Annotated in this window: 13 protein-coding genes and 6 pseudogenes; 12 read left to right on the forward strand and 7 right to left on the reverse strand. The window is 69.3% G+C overall.

Going from position 1 to position 14,601, the window contains the following annotated elements; translation table 11 throughout:
• Positions 1-349: 349 nt before the first annotated feature.
• Positions 350-1,066: pseudogene (locus ABZ919_RS15425) on the forward strand (CoA transferase subunit A); the annotation flags it as partial.
• Position 1,067: 1 nt separating this feature from the next.
• Positions 1,068-1,316: pseudogene (locus ABZ919_RS15430) on the forward strand (CoA-transferase); the annotation flags it as partial.
• A 119-nt stretch (positions 1,317-1,435) separates the two neighbouring features.
• Here ABZ919_RS15430 and ABZ919_RS15435 read toward each other — a convergent pair.
• A complete protein-coding gene (locus ABZ919_RS15435) occupies positions 1,436-1,591 on the reverse strand; it encodes a hypothetical protein (RefSeq protein ID WP_361247561.1) in 156 nt (51 codons plus the stop codon).
• Positions 1,592-1,676: 85 nt separating this feature from the next.
• Positions 1,677-2,453: an IclR family transcriptional regulator gene (locus ABZ919_RS15440; protein ID WP_361247563.1), complete on the reverse strand. Its 777-nt coding sequence runs from the start codon at positions 2,451-2,453 to the stop codon at positions 1,677-1,679.
• A gap of 104 nt (positions 2,454-2,557) precedes the next feature.
• Here ABZ919_RS15440 and ABZ919_RS15445 point away from each other — a divergent pair, with 104 nt between their 5' ends.
• From ABZ919_RS15445 to ABZ919_RS15455, 3 genes are read left to right on the forward strand one after another with little or no spacing between them, the layout of a single operon-like run.
• On the forward strand, positions 2,558-3,754 hold the full coding sequence (locus tag ABZ919_RS15445; protein ID WP_361247564.1) for a CoA transferase: 1,197 nt from the start codon (positions 2,558-2,560) through the stop codon (positions 3,752-3,754).
• The gene (locus ABZ919_RS15450; protein WP_361247566.1) at positions 3,751-4,515 is read left to right on the forward strand and encodes an enoyl-CoA hydratase/isomerase family protein; all 765 of its coding nucleotides are present in this window, start codon (positions 3,751-3,753) and stop codon (positions 4,513-4,515) included. Before ABZ919_RS15445 ends, ABZ919_RS15450 begins: the two co-directional genes overlap by 4 nt.
• A 15-nt stretch (positions 4,516-4,530) precedes the next feature.
• Positions 4,531-5,427: a bile acid:sodium symporter family protein gene (locus ABZ919_RS15455; protein WP_361247568.1), complete on the forward strand. Its 897-nt coding sequence runs from the start codon at positions 4,531-4,533 to the stop codon at positions 5,425-5,427.
• A gap of 42 nt (positions 5,428-5,469) precedes the next feature.
• Here the strand turns inward: ABZ919_RS15455 and ABZ919_RS15460 are convergent, their stop codons facing one another.
• Positions 5,470-6,012, reverse strand: a complete 543-nt coding sequence (locus ABZ919_RS15460) for an integrase core domain-containing protein (RefSeq protein ID WP_361247570.1) — start codon at positions 6,010-6,012, stop codon at positions 5,470-5,472.
• Between the two features lie 217 nt (positions 6,013-6,229).
• On the opposite strand from ABZ919_RS15460, the gene ABZ919_RS15465 reads away from it, so the two are divergent.
• The 6 genes and pseudogenes from ABZ919_RS15465 (at position 6,230) to ABZ919_RS15490 (ending at position 12,222) form a co-directional block, all read left to right on the forward strand.
• Positions 6,230-6,829, forward strand: a complete 600-nt coding sequence (locus ABZ919_RS15465; RefSeq protein ID WP_361247571.1) for a TetR/AcrR family transcriptional regulator — start codon at positions 6,230-6,232, stop codon at positions 6,827-6,829.
• Positions 6,829-7,707 carry an alpha/beta hydrolase gene (locus ABZ919_RS15470; RefSeq protein ID WP_361247573.1) on the forward strand — a complete coding sequence of 293 codons (879 nt, stop codon included), beginning with the start codon at positions 6,829-6,831 and terminating at the stop codon, positions 7,705-7,707. Before ABZ919_RS15465 ends, ABZ919_RS15470 begins: the two co-directional genes overlap by 1 nt.
• A 104-nt stretch (positions 7,708-7,811) precedes the next feature.
• Positions 7,812-8,609 (forward strand): class II aldolase/adducin family protein, encoded by a 798-nt coding sequence (locus ABZ919_RS15475; RefSeq protein ID WP_361247630.1) that lies wholly within the window; start codon positions 7,812-7,814, stop codon positions 8,607-8,609.
• Positions 8,610-8,730: 121 nt separating this feature from the next.
• Positions 8,731-9,840 carry an alpha-hydroxy-acid oxidizing protein gene (locus ABZ919_RS15480; RefSeq protein ID WP_361247632.1) on the forward strand — a complete coding sequence of 370 codons (1,110 nt, stop codon included), beginning with the start codon at positions 8,731-8,733 and terminating at the stop codon, positions 9,838-9,840.
• A 337-nt stretch (positions 9,841-10,177) separates the two neighbouring features.
• Positions 10,178-10,616, forward strand: a pseudogene (locus ABZ919_RS15485) (response regulator).
• Between the two features lie 382 nt (positions 10,617-10,998).
• On the forward strand, positions 10,999-12,222 hold the full coding sequence (locus tag ABZ919_RS15490) for a metallophosphoesterase (protein ID WP_361247575.1): 1,224 nt from the start codon (positions 10,999-11,001) through the stop codon (positions 12,220-12,222).
• 7 nt (positions 12,223-12,229) lie between these two features.
• Here the strand turns inward: ABZ919_RS15490 and ABZ919_RS15495 are convergent.
• The 3 pseudogenes from ABZ919_RS15495 to ABZ919_RS15505 form a co-directional block, all read right to left on the reverse strand.
• Positions 12,230-12,521: pseudogene (locus ABZ919_RS15495) on the reverse strand (hypothetical protein).
• A 47-nt stretch (positions 12,522-12,568) separates the two neighbouring features.
• A pseudogene (locus tag ABZ919_RS15500) lies at positions 12,569-12,887 on the reverse strand (carboxymuconolactone decarboxylase family protein).
• A gap of 63 nt (positions 12,888-12,950) precedes the next feature.
• Positions 12,951-13,037 (reverse strand): annotated as a pseudogene (locus ABZ919_RS15505) (oxidoreductase); the annotation flags it as partial.
• A 20-nt stretch (positions 13,038-13,057) separates the two neighbouring features.
• On the opposite strand from ABZ919_RS15505, the gene ABZ919_RS15510 reads away from it, so the two are divergent.
• A complete protein-coding gene (locus ABZ919_RS15510; protein ID WP_361247577.1) occupies positions 13,058-13,411 on the forward strand; it encodes a hypothetical protein in 354 nt (117 codons plus the stop codon).
• 76 nt (positions 13,412-13,487) lie between these two features.
• On the opposite strand, the gene ABZ919_RS15515 is transcribed toward ABZ919_RS15510, so the two are convergent.
• Entirely contained in the window at positions 13,488-14,453 is a 966-nt protein-coding gene (locus ABZ919_RS15515) for an isocyanide synthase family protein (protein ID WP_361247578.1), read from the reverse strand.
• Positions 14,454-14,601 lie beyond the last annotated feature (148 nt).

Raw genomic sequence — 14,601 nt, forward strand, 5'->3', positions numbered from 1 at the left:
CCCTCGGAGGCCGCCTCTCTCAGGGGCCACCGGCCCGCACCCGTAGCCACCTCTCGTCGCCGCATCCGGCGTTGGCGGAATTCCGAAGGCCGGCCGCGGTGGGTCTGTAGGCATCGAAAAGCGCCCCCTGTTCGGGGTGGGCGTGGCCAGGTTCACCCCTCGCTCGGTGCGTTCCACGTGTGAGTCGTGATCGCCGCGCCGGAGCAGACGGGCCTTGTTCCGCGCTTGTGCTGGGGGCGTCGGTCGCGGACACGGGCGCAAGTCTGTCGCGGTTTCCGTGGGGCCGGCCAGCAACTGTCAACACCCTGGATCCGGTGCGGCGCAACCAGGGGCAAGCGAAAGGTCAGAAATGGACAAGGTGGTGGACTCGGCCGCGCAGGCTGTGGCCGACATACCGGACGGCGCGCTACTGGCCGTCGGAGGGTTCGGGCTGTGTGGCATCCCCTCGACGTTGATCGCTGCCCTGTTCCAGGCGGGAACGACCGGGCTGCGGGTGGCGTCGAACAACTGCGGCGTCGACGACTGGGGCCTCGGCCTGCTGCTGCGGGCCGGGCGCATCGCTCGTATGACGTCGAGCTACGTGGGCGAGAACAAGGAGTTCGCCCGGCAGTACCTGTCCGGCGAACTCGAAGTGGAGTTGACGCCGCAGGGCACTCTGGCCGAGCGGCTGCGGGCCGGGGGCAGCGGCATCCCGGCGTTCTACACCCCGGCAGGCACCGGCACCCAGGTCGAGAGGGGCGGACTGCCGTGGCGGTACTCGTCCGACGGCTCGGTGGCGGTTGCCTCACCGCCGAAGGAAGTACGCGAGTTCGCCGGGCGCCGCCATGTCCTGGAGGAGGCCATCATCGCCGACTTCGGGCTGGTGCGCGCCGAGATCGCCGACCGCCACGGCAACTGCGTCTTCCACGCCGCCGCCCGCAACTTCAACCCGCTGTGCGCCATGTCCGGCCGCACCACCCTGGTTGAGGCGGAACGCATTGTCGAACCCGGCGAGATTCCGCCGGACGCCGTCCACCTTCCGGGTGTCTACGTCGACCGGATCGTCGCAGCCGACCCAGCGGACAAGCGGCAGCCCCAAGATCGTCCGGGAACTCACGCTGCCTGCCACCGGCTTGGGTGTCGTCGACCGGATCATCACGGACCTCGCCGTCATAGACGTCACGGCCGACGGTCTACGGCTGGTCGAACTCGCACCCGGCGTCACTGTCGACGACGTCGTGGACCGGACCGCAGCCCCGCTGGAGACCGCCGGCCACTGCGTAGCCGCCGAGGAGGTCAAGTCGGAGGCCCTTGCGACCCCGTTGCTCAGATCGTAGACATTGGTCCGGCGCGAGTCGATGGCGAACCGGGGCAGGTGCCTCGTCTCGGGACTGGGTGGTGGGCCTGTCGACTGGCCCGGGCCAGCGCGTCGCGCCGGCGAAGCACAGGGGCAGGGTCAGGGCTTCGCCCGGCGCGAGGTGGCTGCCGCCGCCGTCCAGCCGCGCAGGGAGGCGTCAGCGACGAGGTCCGCCGCTTGTGGGATGCCCCGCGGGAACTGGTGGGCGATGCTGTCGACGAGTGCGCAGAGGATGTCATGCGCCCAGGGCCGCATCCGATGCCGGCGACCTCCAGATGGCGTTGGAGGGGGCCGGTATCGGCGCCTCCGAGAGACGTGCCTCGTCTGTGGACCTGCCCCCTCAGCCGTCCCGTTCCGCCGTGGGACTGTTTTCGGGGTCCTGCCCATCCCACAGGGACGTTACGCGCGCGGCGGCGTCGCGGACCAGGACGCCGTACTGGTCCCGGAGTTCGTCGGAGAGCCGGTAGGTCGGCACAGAGATGCTGAGGGATGCGGCCGGCACCCCGGTCGGATCCAGGATCGCCGCAGCGACGGCGCTCACATCGTCGCGCCACATCCCGGTGTTGATGGCGTAACCGCGCTTGCGGACCGTGGCGAGAGTGGCACCCAGCGCCTCGGCATCCGTCACGGTCTGCCCGGTGTACTTGGTCAGCGGGTGGCGCATGATCGCGTCCGCCGGCAGGTGGGCGAGGATCGCCAGCCCGGACGCCGACGCATGAAGGGGAGCGCGACCGCCGACCCAGGAGACGTTGCGGACGGTGTGCGTGCTGTCGATCTTGTCCAGCAGGATCACGCTGTCACCGTCCACGATCGTCAGGTGGATCGTTTCGCGGGTCTGCCGGGCGAGGTCCGCCATCGCGGGCGCTGCGGCCTCGCGGAGCAGGCGCTCGTGGCGCAGCACGTGCCCGGCCAACTTCAGGGGCTTGGCCGTCAGCATCCACCGTGTGTGGCCGCTGCTGTCCAGCGGGCGGATCCACCCCACCTCGGCCAGCGTGGTCAGACTCCGCTGCACGGTGCTCTTGGGCAGATCCAGCTCCCGTGCCAGTGCGCCCACACCGACCGGCTGGGCCTCGGCGAGCGCCTCCAGTACGGAGAAGGTCGTGAAAACGCTGCGCATCTGTTGACGCCTCCTGACGGCCCACCTACCGTTTGGACCGCATAGTAGCACGCGCGTGCCGCCATGCGGCACGAATTTCACGGGCGAAATCCTCAGGAGATGCGATGGCGGGTCCCCTCGACGGCGTGCGGGTTCTGGACGTCAGCCACGTGATGGCTGGTGCCTACTGCGCGGCGCTGCTCGCCGACATGGGCGCCGACGTGATCAAAGTCGAGCGTCCGGCCGGCGACGAACTCCGTGGCTGGGGAGCCGACTTCCCCGGCGGCCAGTCGCCGGCATACATGGCGGTGAACCGGAACAAGCGCGGGATCGCCCTGGACTTGCGGGACGAACGGGGAGCCGCCACGCTGCGCAGGCTCAGCGAGGGAGTCGATGTCCTCGTCGAGAACTTCAGGCCGGGCGCCATGGAGCGGCTCGGCTGCGACTATCCCCGACTCGCCACACGGAACCCCGCGCTGGTCTACTGCTCGATCTCGGGATTCGGCCAGGACGGCCCGCTGGCCGGCCGGGGCGGGTACGACCTGGTCGCCCAGGGCATGTCCGGGATCATGAGCGTCACCGGGGAGCCCGGTGGCGCGCTGGTCAAGGCGGGCGTGCCGATCTGTGACCTCACCGCGGGGCTCCTGGCCGCCAACGGTGTGCTCGCCGCCTATGTCCACCGTCTGCGTACCGGCGAGGGACAGTACGTGGACACATCCCTGCTGGAGGCCGGTGTCTCCCTGATGGTCTGGGAGAGCGCCCTCCTGTTCGCCACCGGGCAAGTAGCCGGCCCGCTCGGCTCGCAGATGCGGCTCGCGGCCCCCTACGAGGCGTTCCGGACTGCCGACGGCTGGCTGACCGTCGGCACACCCAATCAGCGGATGTGGGAACGTCTCGTGGAGGCCTTGGCATGGCCGGGGCTGGAGACGGATCCGCGGTTTGCCGATCCGATGTCCCGCATGACCAACCGCCCGTCGCTGACCGAGGAACTGCAGAAGAGGTTCCTGCAGCACACCACCGAGCAGTGGATGGACATCCTCCTGCCGCACGGCATCCCCGCCGGACCTGTGTACGACATCGGTCAGGTCTATTCCGACCCCCAGATCCAGGCCAGGCGGATGCTCGTCGAGGTGGGACACCCCACGGCGGGGCCGGTGAAGCACATCGGCGTGCCCGTCAAGTTCTCCCGCACTCCGGCCGTCATCGATCGTCCGGCCCCGCTGCTGGGCGAACACACCACCGACGTGCTGACCGAAGCCGGCTTCGGCCCATCCGAGATCGAGGCCCTGCTCGCCGCGGGCGTGGCCAAGGAGGAGAAGTGAGCGCAGTCCAGCTGAGGCACCACACCCCGCACATCGTGGTGATCACACTCAGCAACCCGCCCGTCAACACGCTCTCTTGGGAGAGCCGGGCGCACCTGAAGACGGCCATCGACCGGCTGGAGGAAGAGCCGGAGATTCGTGCGGTCGTCCTCACCGGGGCCGGAGGCGTGTTCACCGCAGGCGCGGACCTGGCCCAGGACCAGCGGATGACCCGGACCGAACTGCCCGATCTCGTGGCGGACTTCGAGCGGATCGTCGACGGCCTGGAGAGGTTCCGCGCTCCGGTGATCGCCGCGGTCAACGGCCCGGCCGTCGGCGGCGGGTTCGAGCTGGCTTTGGCCTGCGACATTCGTGTCGCGTCGAGCGAGGCGTCCTTCGTCGCGGCCGGTGTCAACGTGGGCCTGATGGCCAACTTCTGGCGCCTCGCCAGGACAGTGGGACTCGGACCGGCCAAGGAGATCCTCCTCACCGGCGAGCGCTACGGAGCCGAGCGGGCCGCGGCCTGGGGACTGGTCACCGAGGTATGCGCACCCGAGGCGCTCATGCACGTAGCGCTGGCGAAGGCGGAGCGGATCGCGACCCGCGCCCCCCTGTCGGTCGAGGCCACCAAGCGGTGCGTAAACGACGCCCTGGAGATGAGCCGGGAAGAGGCGCACCGGCGACAGGTCGACGAACTGGCCGAGTTGTTCATGAAGGACGACCACAAGGAGGCATTGCGTGCCTTCTTCGCCCGGTCGGTCGGCGAATACCACCGGCACTGATCCTGAGGAGTGACGTTGCACAGCTCTGTCCTGACCACCGTGCTGTTGCCGATCGCCCTGGCGGTCATCATGCTCGGCCTGGGCCTTTCTCTCACCTTCGCCGACTTCGCCCGCGTGATCAGTGCGCCGCGCGCAGTGGGCACGGCACTGGCCTGCCAGCTGGTGTTGATGCCCGCGCTCTGTCTCGCGCTGCTTGCGCTCACCGGAGCCGACACCGACACCGCGGTCGGGATGCTGCTCCTGGCCGCATCACCCGGCGGAACGCTTGCGGCCCTCTACAGCCATCTCGCACGCGGTGACATCGCGCTGAACATCACCCTCACCGCGGTCAACTCGCTGATCTCCGTGGTCACACTGCCGCTCGTCATGTGGGGCGTGACCCGGCACTACCTCGGCCACGCCCACAACATCGGACTGCAACCGCAGGGCGTCGTCACGCTGATCGCCACCGTCGTGCTGCCGGTGGCCTTGGGAATGGCGCTGCGGCGCCTGCGCCCGGGCCTTGCGCGGACGCTCGGCCAGGCGGTACGGATCGTCTCGCTCATCGTGTTGGCTGTGGTGGTCGTCGGTGCGATCCTGCAGAACGCCGACCAGCTGGGCCGGTCCCTCGGCTCCGTCCTTCCGCTCACGACGGCGTTCAGCGTCCTGAACCTGGTCATCGGCTACTGGGTTCCCCGCCTCACCCGCGTCGAGCGGCCCCAGGCCGTCGCCTCGTCGATGGAGATCGGCATCCACAACGGTGCGCTCGCCGTCACCATCGCCCTCAGCCCCGCGTTGCTGAACATGCCGGCCGCCGCAGTGACACCCGCGATCTACAGCCTTGTCACCTTCATCACCGCGGCGGTGGCAGCCTCCCTGCTCGCCCGGCCCTCCCGCCCACTCCCCGTAACGGAACCGGTGAGCAGCACCTGACGGCCGCGTCGGAAGATTTCGTCCAGTGAGACGGTCGTGGCGCTACGAGGTCTGTGGTGCGGGTTCGCGGCGTTCGGCCGGGTCGTTGATCCAGGCGGTCTGGGGTATCTCGGGTGGTCGGGGGCGTCGGCCGAAGCGTTCGGGGTGGCGGGCGTATGCCTCGGCGGTCCCGAAGTGGACGGAGGCGGGGGTGTGCCAGCCGATACCCGAGTGCCGGTGCTCATGGTTGTAGTACGCGATGAACGCGTCGAACCACTCGCGGGCGTGGGCCAGCGAGTCGAACCGTTCGAGACAGCCCGACATGTACTCCGTGGTCTTGAACTGGGCCTCGCCGTAGGGGTTGTCGTCGGAGACCTTCGACCGGGAGTGCGACCGGGTCACCCCGAGACCGGTCAGCAGCTGGGAGACCTTCTTGCTCGTCATCGAGGTGCCTCGGTCCGCGTGCACCGCATCGGGCACGATCCCGTTGCGGGCCGCGATGGTCTCGCGGATCAACTCCTCGGCCCGCAGCTTGTACTCGGCGCTGAAAGTGCGGCGCTTCGGCCGAAGTGCCGGGTCGGATCCGGTGGGCTTGGTGCCGGCCATGAGGGGGTGGCTCTCCTGTCGCGCTCTCCCGGGCCAACCCGCCGAAGCGGGACGTCTCACCAAAGGCTGACCGAGAGGACACCGCGAACCCTCCCGTCGCGGGCCTTGCGTCAGCCCCAGTCTTACTCGATAGTGTGGCCTATCGGATAGGTACCTCTATCCGATAGGAACCCCTATCCGGCATCGTCGAGCGCCTTGACGCGAACAGGTGGGATGCATGACACAACGCGTGACCAAGAGACGACGGGAGACGAACGAGCGCCTGCTCGACGCAGCCGAGCAGGCGTTCGCCGAGCACGGGTTTCACGGGGTCTCGATCGCGGAGCTGTGCACACGGGCCGGCTACACGACCGGCGCGTTCTATTCGAACTATGGCTCCAAGGATGAACTCTTCCTTGCGCTGTTCACTCGACGCTCCGAGATCGTCCTCAAACAGCTCGGTGAGGCGGTGGACCAAGCCGTGCTCTCCGAGCAACCGGTCGCCACATTCATCGAGCTGGCGAGCGTCGTGGACGAGGAGACCCGAACCTGGTTCCTCATCTCCACCGAGTTCACGCTCCACGCCATCCGCAACCCCGAGGCGGCCAAAGCCCTCGCCTGCCACGACGCAGCGATCCGGGCGGCGATCGCGGAGCTGCTCGCACCACTCCTCGCGACCGAACCGAGCAAGGTGACCGAGACGGATCTCGACATGCTGCTGCGTCTCGTCGTCGCCGTCCGGGAAGGCGGACTCGCACAAAGTCTCGTGGAACCGGCAGCGCTCCCGCACGGCGAGTTGGAACGCCGGTTCCTGCCAGCACTGCTGGGAGGGCTGTGATGGCGCCGCGTATCGAGCAGTGGTGGTCCGAAGGGGAACTGGTCCCGCTCACCGTCGCCGGAGTCCCCCGCCAGGTGTTCGTCCGCCGCATCGGCAGCGGCCCCGTGATGACCCTGCTCCACGGGTTCCCCAGTTCGTCACATGACTGGGCCCAGGCGGTACCTGCTCTCGCCGCTCGCCACACCCTCCTCATACCGGACTTCCTCGGCTTCGGCGCGAGCGAGAAGCCGACCGATCACGACTACTCGATCCACGAGCAGGCCGACCTGGTGGTCGCGTTGTGGCAGCACGAAGCGGTGACCTCGACGCATCTGGTGGCGCACGACTACGGGGCCACCGTGGCGCAGGAGCTGCTCGCGCGCAGCGCCGACGGGTCATTGAAGAGTCGGATCACGAGCCTGACGCTGCTGAACGGCGGCATCTACCCCGAACTCCACCGACCGGAAGCGGCCCAGACGGCGCTGCTCGACCCGGATACCGGCCCCCGGCTCAGCGCAGCACTGACCGGCGAACTCATGGCCACCGCCCTCTCACCGACATTCGCCGAGCACTACGACCCGAGCGCCGACACAGCCGCGATGTGGAAGAGCATGAGCCACGGTGACGGCCACCTGAACTCCCACCGGCTGATCCACTACATCACCGACCGGACTGCCCACCGCGACCGATGGGTGGAAGCCATGGAGACCAGCGATCTGCCCAAGACGTTCATCTGGGGCCTGCGCGACCCCGTCGCGGGCGCCCACATCGCCGAGCGGATCGCCGAACGCATGCCGAACGCGACGCTCCACGCCCTTGCGGACGTCGGACACTGGCCCCCGCTGGAGGCACCGCAACGCGTCGCCTCACTGATCCTCGCCACGGCAGGAAACGGCTGAAGTCCGCACGGATCCCTGTCACCGCGCTCACGGCTTGACCACGTCTCCACACATCGAAAGGAACGAAGACCATGACGATCACGCAGCAGCGCCACGCCCCCGAGATGCTCGACCTGATCCGGGCCAACATCGGCCCGATCCCCGACGACTTCGATCTCCCGCTCCCGCCCACGGGGCTTTCGGTCGAAGAGGAGCGCGAAGTACGCAAGCAGGAGCTCGCCGCCGCCTTCCGGGTCTTCGGAAAACTGGGCTTCTCCGAGGGGGTCGCCGGGCACATCACTGCCCGTGACCCCGAGTTCCCCGACACGTTCTGGGTCAACCCGTTCGGAATGAGTTTCCATCAGATCAAGGTCTCCGACCTGGTCCGTGTCGACCACGAAGGCAACCTGCTGCACGGCAGACGCCCGGTGAACCGTGCCGCCTTCTGCATCCACGCCGAGGTCCACAAGGCCCGCCCCGACGCCGTCGCCGCCGCACACGCGCACTCCCTCCACGGCAAGGCGTTCTCAGCACTCGGGATCCCGCTGGCACCACTCACCCAGGACGCCTGCGCCTTCTTCGAGGACCAGGGCCTCTACGCCGACTACCGCGGAGTCGTGAGCGATGCCGACGAGGGGCGCCGCATCGGCGAGGCACTCGGCCCGGCGAAGGCCGTCATCCTGAAGAACCACGGCCTGCTGACCGTCGGTCAGTCCGTTGCCGCCGCCGCGTGGTGGTTCATCACGATGGAACGGTCGTGCCAGGCGCAGCTCCTGGCCATGGCCGCCGGCACCCCCGACGAGATCGACCGGGAGACCGCGGAGCAGGTCCGCGCACAGATCGGCGGGCCGCTCGCGGGCTGGTTCCAGTTCCGTCCGCTGTGGGACCAGATCATCGCCTCGTCGCCGGACCTGTTCGACTGAGGCTCCCGACCGAGCAAGACCGGCCAGCCGGGCCAGAACCGACCAGGAGGAGGCAGGAAACCGCGTGTCGAACTTTGGCGACTACCAGTTCGATATCTACCTCAACGGGCTCTCCGGCATCATGCCGAAGATGCCGATGACCCACGCCGAGTTGGAGGAGCGGGGATCCCAGGCGTTGGACCCCTGGCTCCTGTCCTACGTCGCCGGCGGGGCGGGCGACGAGCACACTCAGGACCTCAACGTCTCGGCGTTCGACGACTGGGGGCTGATCCCGAGGATGCTCGTCGACGGGGCCCAGCGCGACCTGACCATCGAGTTGTGCGGGCTGACCCTCCCGTCCCCGCTGTTGATGGCGCCCGTGGGTGTGATCGGTCTGTGCGCGCAGGACGGCCACGGTGATCTGGCCGTGGCACGGGCCTCGGCGAGGACTGGCGTGCCGATGATCGCCTCCACTCTCACGGTCGACCCGATGGAGGATGTCGCCGCGCAGTTCGGTGACACCCCGGGCTTCTTCCAGCTCTACACCCCGAATGACCGGGAGCTTGCCGAGAGCCTGGTGCACCGGGCCGAGCAGGCGGGTTTCAAGGGGATCGTCGTCACGCTGGACACCTGGATCCCGGGGTGGCGGCCTCGCGACCTCAGCCGCTCGAACTTCCCCCAGCTGCGAGGTCTGGCCCTGGAGAACTACTTCAGCGACCCGGTCTTCAGGTCCCGGTTGGCCAAGCCCCCGGAAGAGGATCGGCAGGCCGCAGTGGGAGCCTGGGCGATGACCTTTGGCAACCCGCGCCTGACGTGGGACGATCTCGCCTGGTTCCGTTCCATGACCGACCTGCCGCTGATCCTCAAGGGAATCATGCATCCCGAGGATGTCCAGCGGGCCGTCGACGGCGGTGTCGATGCGATCTACTGCTCGAACCACGGTGGACGCCAGGCCAACGGTGGCCTTGCCTCACTCGACATGCTGCCGGATGTCGTCGAAGCCGCAGGCGAGACTCCTGTGATCTTCGATTCGGGTGTGCGCTCCGGCGACCATGTTGTGAAAGCGCTGGCGCTGGGCGCGCGGGCGGTAGCGGTGGGGCGGCCCTACGTCTACGGTCTGGCACTGGGGGGCGAGGACGGCATCATCCACGTACTGCGCTCCCTCCTTGCGGAGGCTGACCTCCTCATGGCGGTCGATGGCTACCCGAAGATCGCAGACCTGAACCCCTCGGCTTTGCGGCGTCGCCCGTGACCCGGCTGTTCAGCCTGGGCCAGCTACATGCGCGCGGACTCCCCGCTCGTACAGGTTCGCCAAAGGTCCTGGCCTGCGGCACCGTCATGGGGACACGTCAACCGGTCGAGTGCCGTACGCAGCGCCGCGCCTGTGTGTTGCTCGTCCATGCCGGTCACCTGCCCGCCTGCCGGCCCTAAGGCGGCTTCCCCGGCTGAAAAGCACGAGCGCCCGCGCGTGTCCGGTGCGTACAGCCCGTCACGGCTTCCGTACCAGGCCGACCTACCCTGACTGGCGAGTCTGGTGGCAGGCCACTTGCCCAGTCCCGGTGCGATGCCCTGCACGACTCCGTGCACGGCTGTGCCGTGAGCATGAGCGGTCAAGGAGCCCGGTGCCGTTGGTCGAGGACGACGTCGCTGACGCGGTGCTGATCCAGGACGCCCTCGCCGAGCGCGGCACCCGTGACCTCACCCAGGTCTGCGGTGGCGTCGAGGTCCTCGAATACCTGCGCGACGCCAGCAACGAGCGCCCCGACCTGGTCGTACTCGACCTCAACGTGCCGCGCATGACCGGCCGCGATTCCTCGCCGTCATCAAGGAGGACGCCGACCTACGGACCCTCCCGGTCGTCGCACTGACTGCGTCCGCCGCCCCCCCGACGAGGTCACCGGCGCCTACCGCCACCCCGCCAACGCCTACGTCACCAAGCCGATGAATCTGGAGGAGTTCGAGGTCACCGACCAGCCCTTCTTCGCCACGGTGACCGTCGGCCATTTCCCCAGTTCAACGGCATGTTAGGCGTGTACCACCAGCAGACCAAGAACATTCTTTGTTCTGACAGCCCCCAGAAGCTCGGCTTCTTCTAGAGCCTGAAGCCGGTTGCCTGAAGGTTCGTCGCCCTCCGGGCACCCCCCGCCCGCTCACGAGCGCAGCGACCCTCCCATGCCCGCGACGCGAGCGGGCCCGAACCTCCGGCCGCGCCGGGAGAGCGCTTCGACCTCAGGGCCGCCCTGAACCAATCCGCGTCGCCAGGGACGGCTCCTCGCGGCGAACGGGCCTGCCGACGTCCCGCAGAGAACCCCTTCGCCCCAAGGGGCCGCACCCATGAACACCGGTCCGGCCGGCCCGAGGGCGACCGGATACAGTGCGCGAGACGGCAGCCTGGTCAGAGAGGGAAAGCGTGACCGACACCAGCAACGCCCGGCCCGCCGAGGGTGAAGCGCAAGCTCCGCGGCAGGGCGGCCGACTGCGCCGCCTGATGCGCTACATCCCCCTGATCGCCCCCGTGCTTCTGTGGGCCGTGCCCTGCTGGGTGCTCCTGTACACCGGCCAGCACTGGCCGCTGACCGTCACGCTGGTCGGCACCGTCCTGTTCGTCCTCGGCCTCGCCGGTATGCCGCTCGCGATGGTGCGCGGCCACGGCCGGCGTCAGCAGGACGGGGCGGCGATCGTCGGTGACACCCTGCTGGGCACGAGCTGGGTTCTGTTCACCTGGTCCGTTCTGCTCGGCGTCTTCTTGCGGCTCGCCCTGACCGTGGCCGGTGCCGGCGAGAGCCAGGACCGGGCCCGGATCGTCACTTGGGCCGTCCTCGGCGTAACCGCCGTGCTGCTCGCCTGGGGGTACGCCGAGGCCCGCCGCGTGCCACGCGTGCGCCGACTCGACGTGCAACTCCCCCGGCTGGGCGCCGGGTTGGACGGTATCCGCGTCGTCCTCATCACCGACACCCACTACGGTCCCCTCGATCGCGCCCGCTGGTCGGCACGGGTGTGCGAGGCGGTGAACGCCCTGGAGGCCGACCTGGTCTGCCACACCGGCGACATCGCGGACGGCACGGCCGAACGCCGTCGCGCCCAGGCCGCCCCGCTCGGAACCGTGCGGGCCACCCGGGCCCGGGTGTACGTCACCGGCAACCACGAGTACTACAGCGAGGCCCAGGGCTGGGTCGACCTCATGGACGAGCTCGGCTGGGAGCCGCTGCGCAACCGCCATCTGCTGCTCGAACGCGGAGGCGACACCCTCGTGGTCGCCGGCGTGGATGACGTCACCGCCGAGTCCTCCGGCCTGGCAGGCCACCGCGCCCACCTCGCCGGAGCCTTGGACGGCGCCGACCCCGACCTACCCGTCCTGCTCCTGGCACACCAGCCCAAGTTCATCGACCGGGCAGCAGCCGCCGGCATCGACCTCCAGCTCTCCGGCCACACCCACGGCGGCCAGATCTGGCCCTTCCACCACCTCGTCCGCATCGACCAGCCCGTTCTCGCCGGCCTCAGCCACCACGGCCCCCGTACTCTCCTCTACACCAGCCGCGGCACCGGCTTCTGGGGCCCGCCGTTCCGCGTCTTCGCCCCCAGCGAGATCACCCTGCTCGTGCTCCGCTCCCCGCACCTGCCCACCTCGCCGTAGCAGGCCCTCAGCGGACGGCGGTGGCGAGCGCTTCGGCGTACTGCTCGTCGGTCACCGGTTCCAGCCAGGTGGTGCCGTCGCCGTCGGCATCGCCGAAGACATGGCGATGTGCGCCATGAGGGTGGTGTCGGTGCCGCCGTGCCAGTGCTCCTCGCCGGGCGGGCACCGGGGGTGAAGCGGACCAGGGCGGCCGCCAGCCGGGCCGGCTCGGCGGGGGTCTCGATCATGTTGAGGTGGACGTCGCCGGTGAAGCGCCCGGCGGGGGCCTTGGCGGTCGGGGTCTGCGTGATGATTTCCACGGAAGGTGTTCCTTGCTGTGCGGCTGCGGGGAAGTGGTGTGCGGGTTTCAGGCGTCGCGCTCTTCGGTGAGCGCCTTGAGCTGGTTGATCGCGGTCATGGCGTGGGGCCAGCCGGCGTAGAAGGCCAGGTGGGTGATGGTCTGGGAGAGCTTCGACGCTCAGGCCGTTCTCCAGCGCCACGCCCAGGTGATAGGGCAGCTGTTCGCTGCGGTAGAGCGCGGCGAGGACACTGACGGTCACCAGGCTGCGGTCGCGCGGTGAGAGCCCGGGACGTTCCCACACGTCACCGAAGAGCACCTCGTTGGTGACCTCGACGAGCTTGGGGGCGATCGCCTCCAGCTGCTGGGGCGCGGACTGCTTGGGCATGTTGTCGCTCCTTCTTGCGTATCGGGCCGGTCCCGCCGGGGGAACCGCTCGCCGGCTCGGTGGTCACTGCGCGACGTGGCCGCCGTCGACGGGCAGCGCGACGCCGACGACGAAGCCGGCGCCGGGGCTGCACAACCACAGGACGGCCCGCCGAGCAGTGGCTCGGCCAGGTGGTCACCGCGCTTGCTGCCGCCGACGGCCGGCAGCCTGTTCTCTCGGGAGCGGTCACGACCGCTGCCCCGGAACCAGCCGTCCCCGCAACCACATCAGCCGCCGCCGGTCCGCCGGCCGCTCCGGCACCGGCCATTCACACCAAGGCATCACCGTTCGCCACCCTGCTCATCGGCAACAGGCTGCTGCACCTGCCCGGTACCGAGAAAGAGGTACGTCAGTTCCCCGGCCGCGCCTCCGCCGCCGACTGGGCGGGCGTCCTCGAGCACTCCCAGCCCCGCCTGTACTCCATGTCCTTCAGCCCGCTCACCCACCCCAGCGAGGTCCGCCTCACCGTGTGCGTCGTCCGCTAGACCGACGACCTCGGCCGGGACCGCAAGGGCGTGTGCTCCACCGCGGGGCACATGGACGAAGACGTCGACCAGTCACTCAAGGACATCGTCGCCACGCACGGCCACATGGCCCGTTTTCGTCGAAGTGACTGGCCCTGCCGTCCTGCCGTACCAGTCGTCCCAGTTGGGCGGCCCTTGCCCGGGGAACGAGGGTCCAGCTGCTGTCCGTGCGGCGCAGGGCGGCGGAGTGCCACGGAGTGGTCCACGCGTCCGGGGCGTCGAGGAGGCGGATGCCGAATCTCGGGGCGCCGACGGGCTGTGGATGGATGGACAGGCGTACCGCGCGGGGGTGGTGTTCGGCGATCAGGGTGCCCCAGGCGCGGCTGCGCTGGATGACGCCGTAAGCCCGTTGCCGGCATGCGCGTTGGAGGGCGGAGCGGGTGCCGGTCCAGTCGGCGGTGTCCTCGATGAGGAAGCGGGTGATGCCCCGGTAGAGGGCCAGGGCCTGGTCGTCGGCGCGCGTCTCGGCGCGGAGAGCCTCCAGGGTCGGGGCGTAGTGCTCGTGGATGTGGGTGCGTTTCGTGTCGTGCGGGAGGTTGCCGAGGACGCCGCGGAGATCGAAGACGGACAGTCTGTGGAGGCCCATCCGGGCTATCTGTGTTCGCAGGTCGTCGGCGTAGGCGTCGATGTGGTCGTCGGGGACGCCGATGAGGTCGCCGAAGACGTGGCCGTCCGAGCAGATGATCAGGCGGGCGCCGGGCGGGTAGGTCCGCTCGATCCGGGTGCACAGGGTGTTCAGGAACGTCAGAGAGAGGCGTTCGCCCTGGTCGGGGAGGTGGCCGAGGACCTTGGCCGGGTTGGGGGACTTGCAGGGGAAGCCGGGCAGGGTGAAGACGACAGGCGAGCCGTCGCGGACGAAGGCGGAGATGCGCCGCAGTTGGTGCGGGAACGCCTCGGCTGTCGCGGGGGTCCGGTCACCGGTGCGGTGGTGGGGCAGGAGCAGGTTCAGGATCTGGGTGCCGACACGGGTGGGGAGGGTGTCCGGCGCGGTCGTCAGGGGCATGTCGTTTCTCCGGGGGTACGACGGCGTGCGAGGGCACGTCGACATGGCGCCGTGGCGGGAGCGGATGCCAGGCGCCTGGGGTCGGTGGTGCGGGTCAGCCGGGGCCGGAGCGGCTGGTGTGGCCTGTCCCGGTCAGCGGTACGTCGGT

This window comes from Streptomyces sp. NPDC046759, assembly GCF_040645475.1.
Taxonomy (GTDB): domain Bacteria; phylum Actinomycetota; class Actinomycetes; order Streptomycetales; family Streptomycetaceae; genus Streptomyces.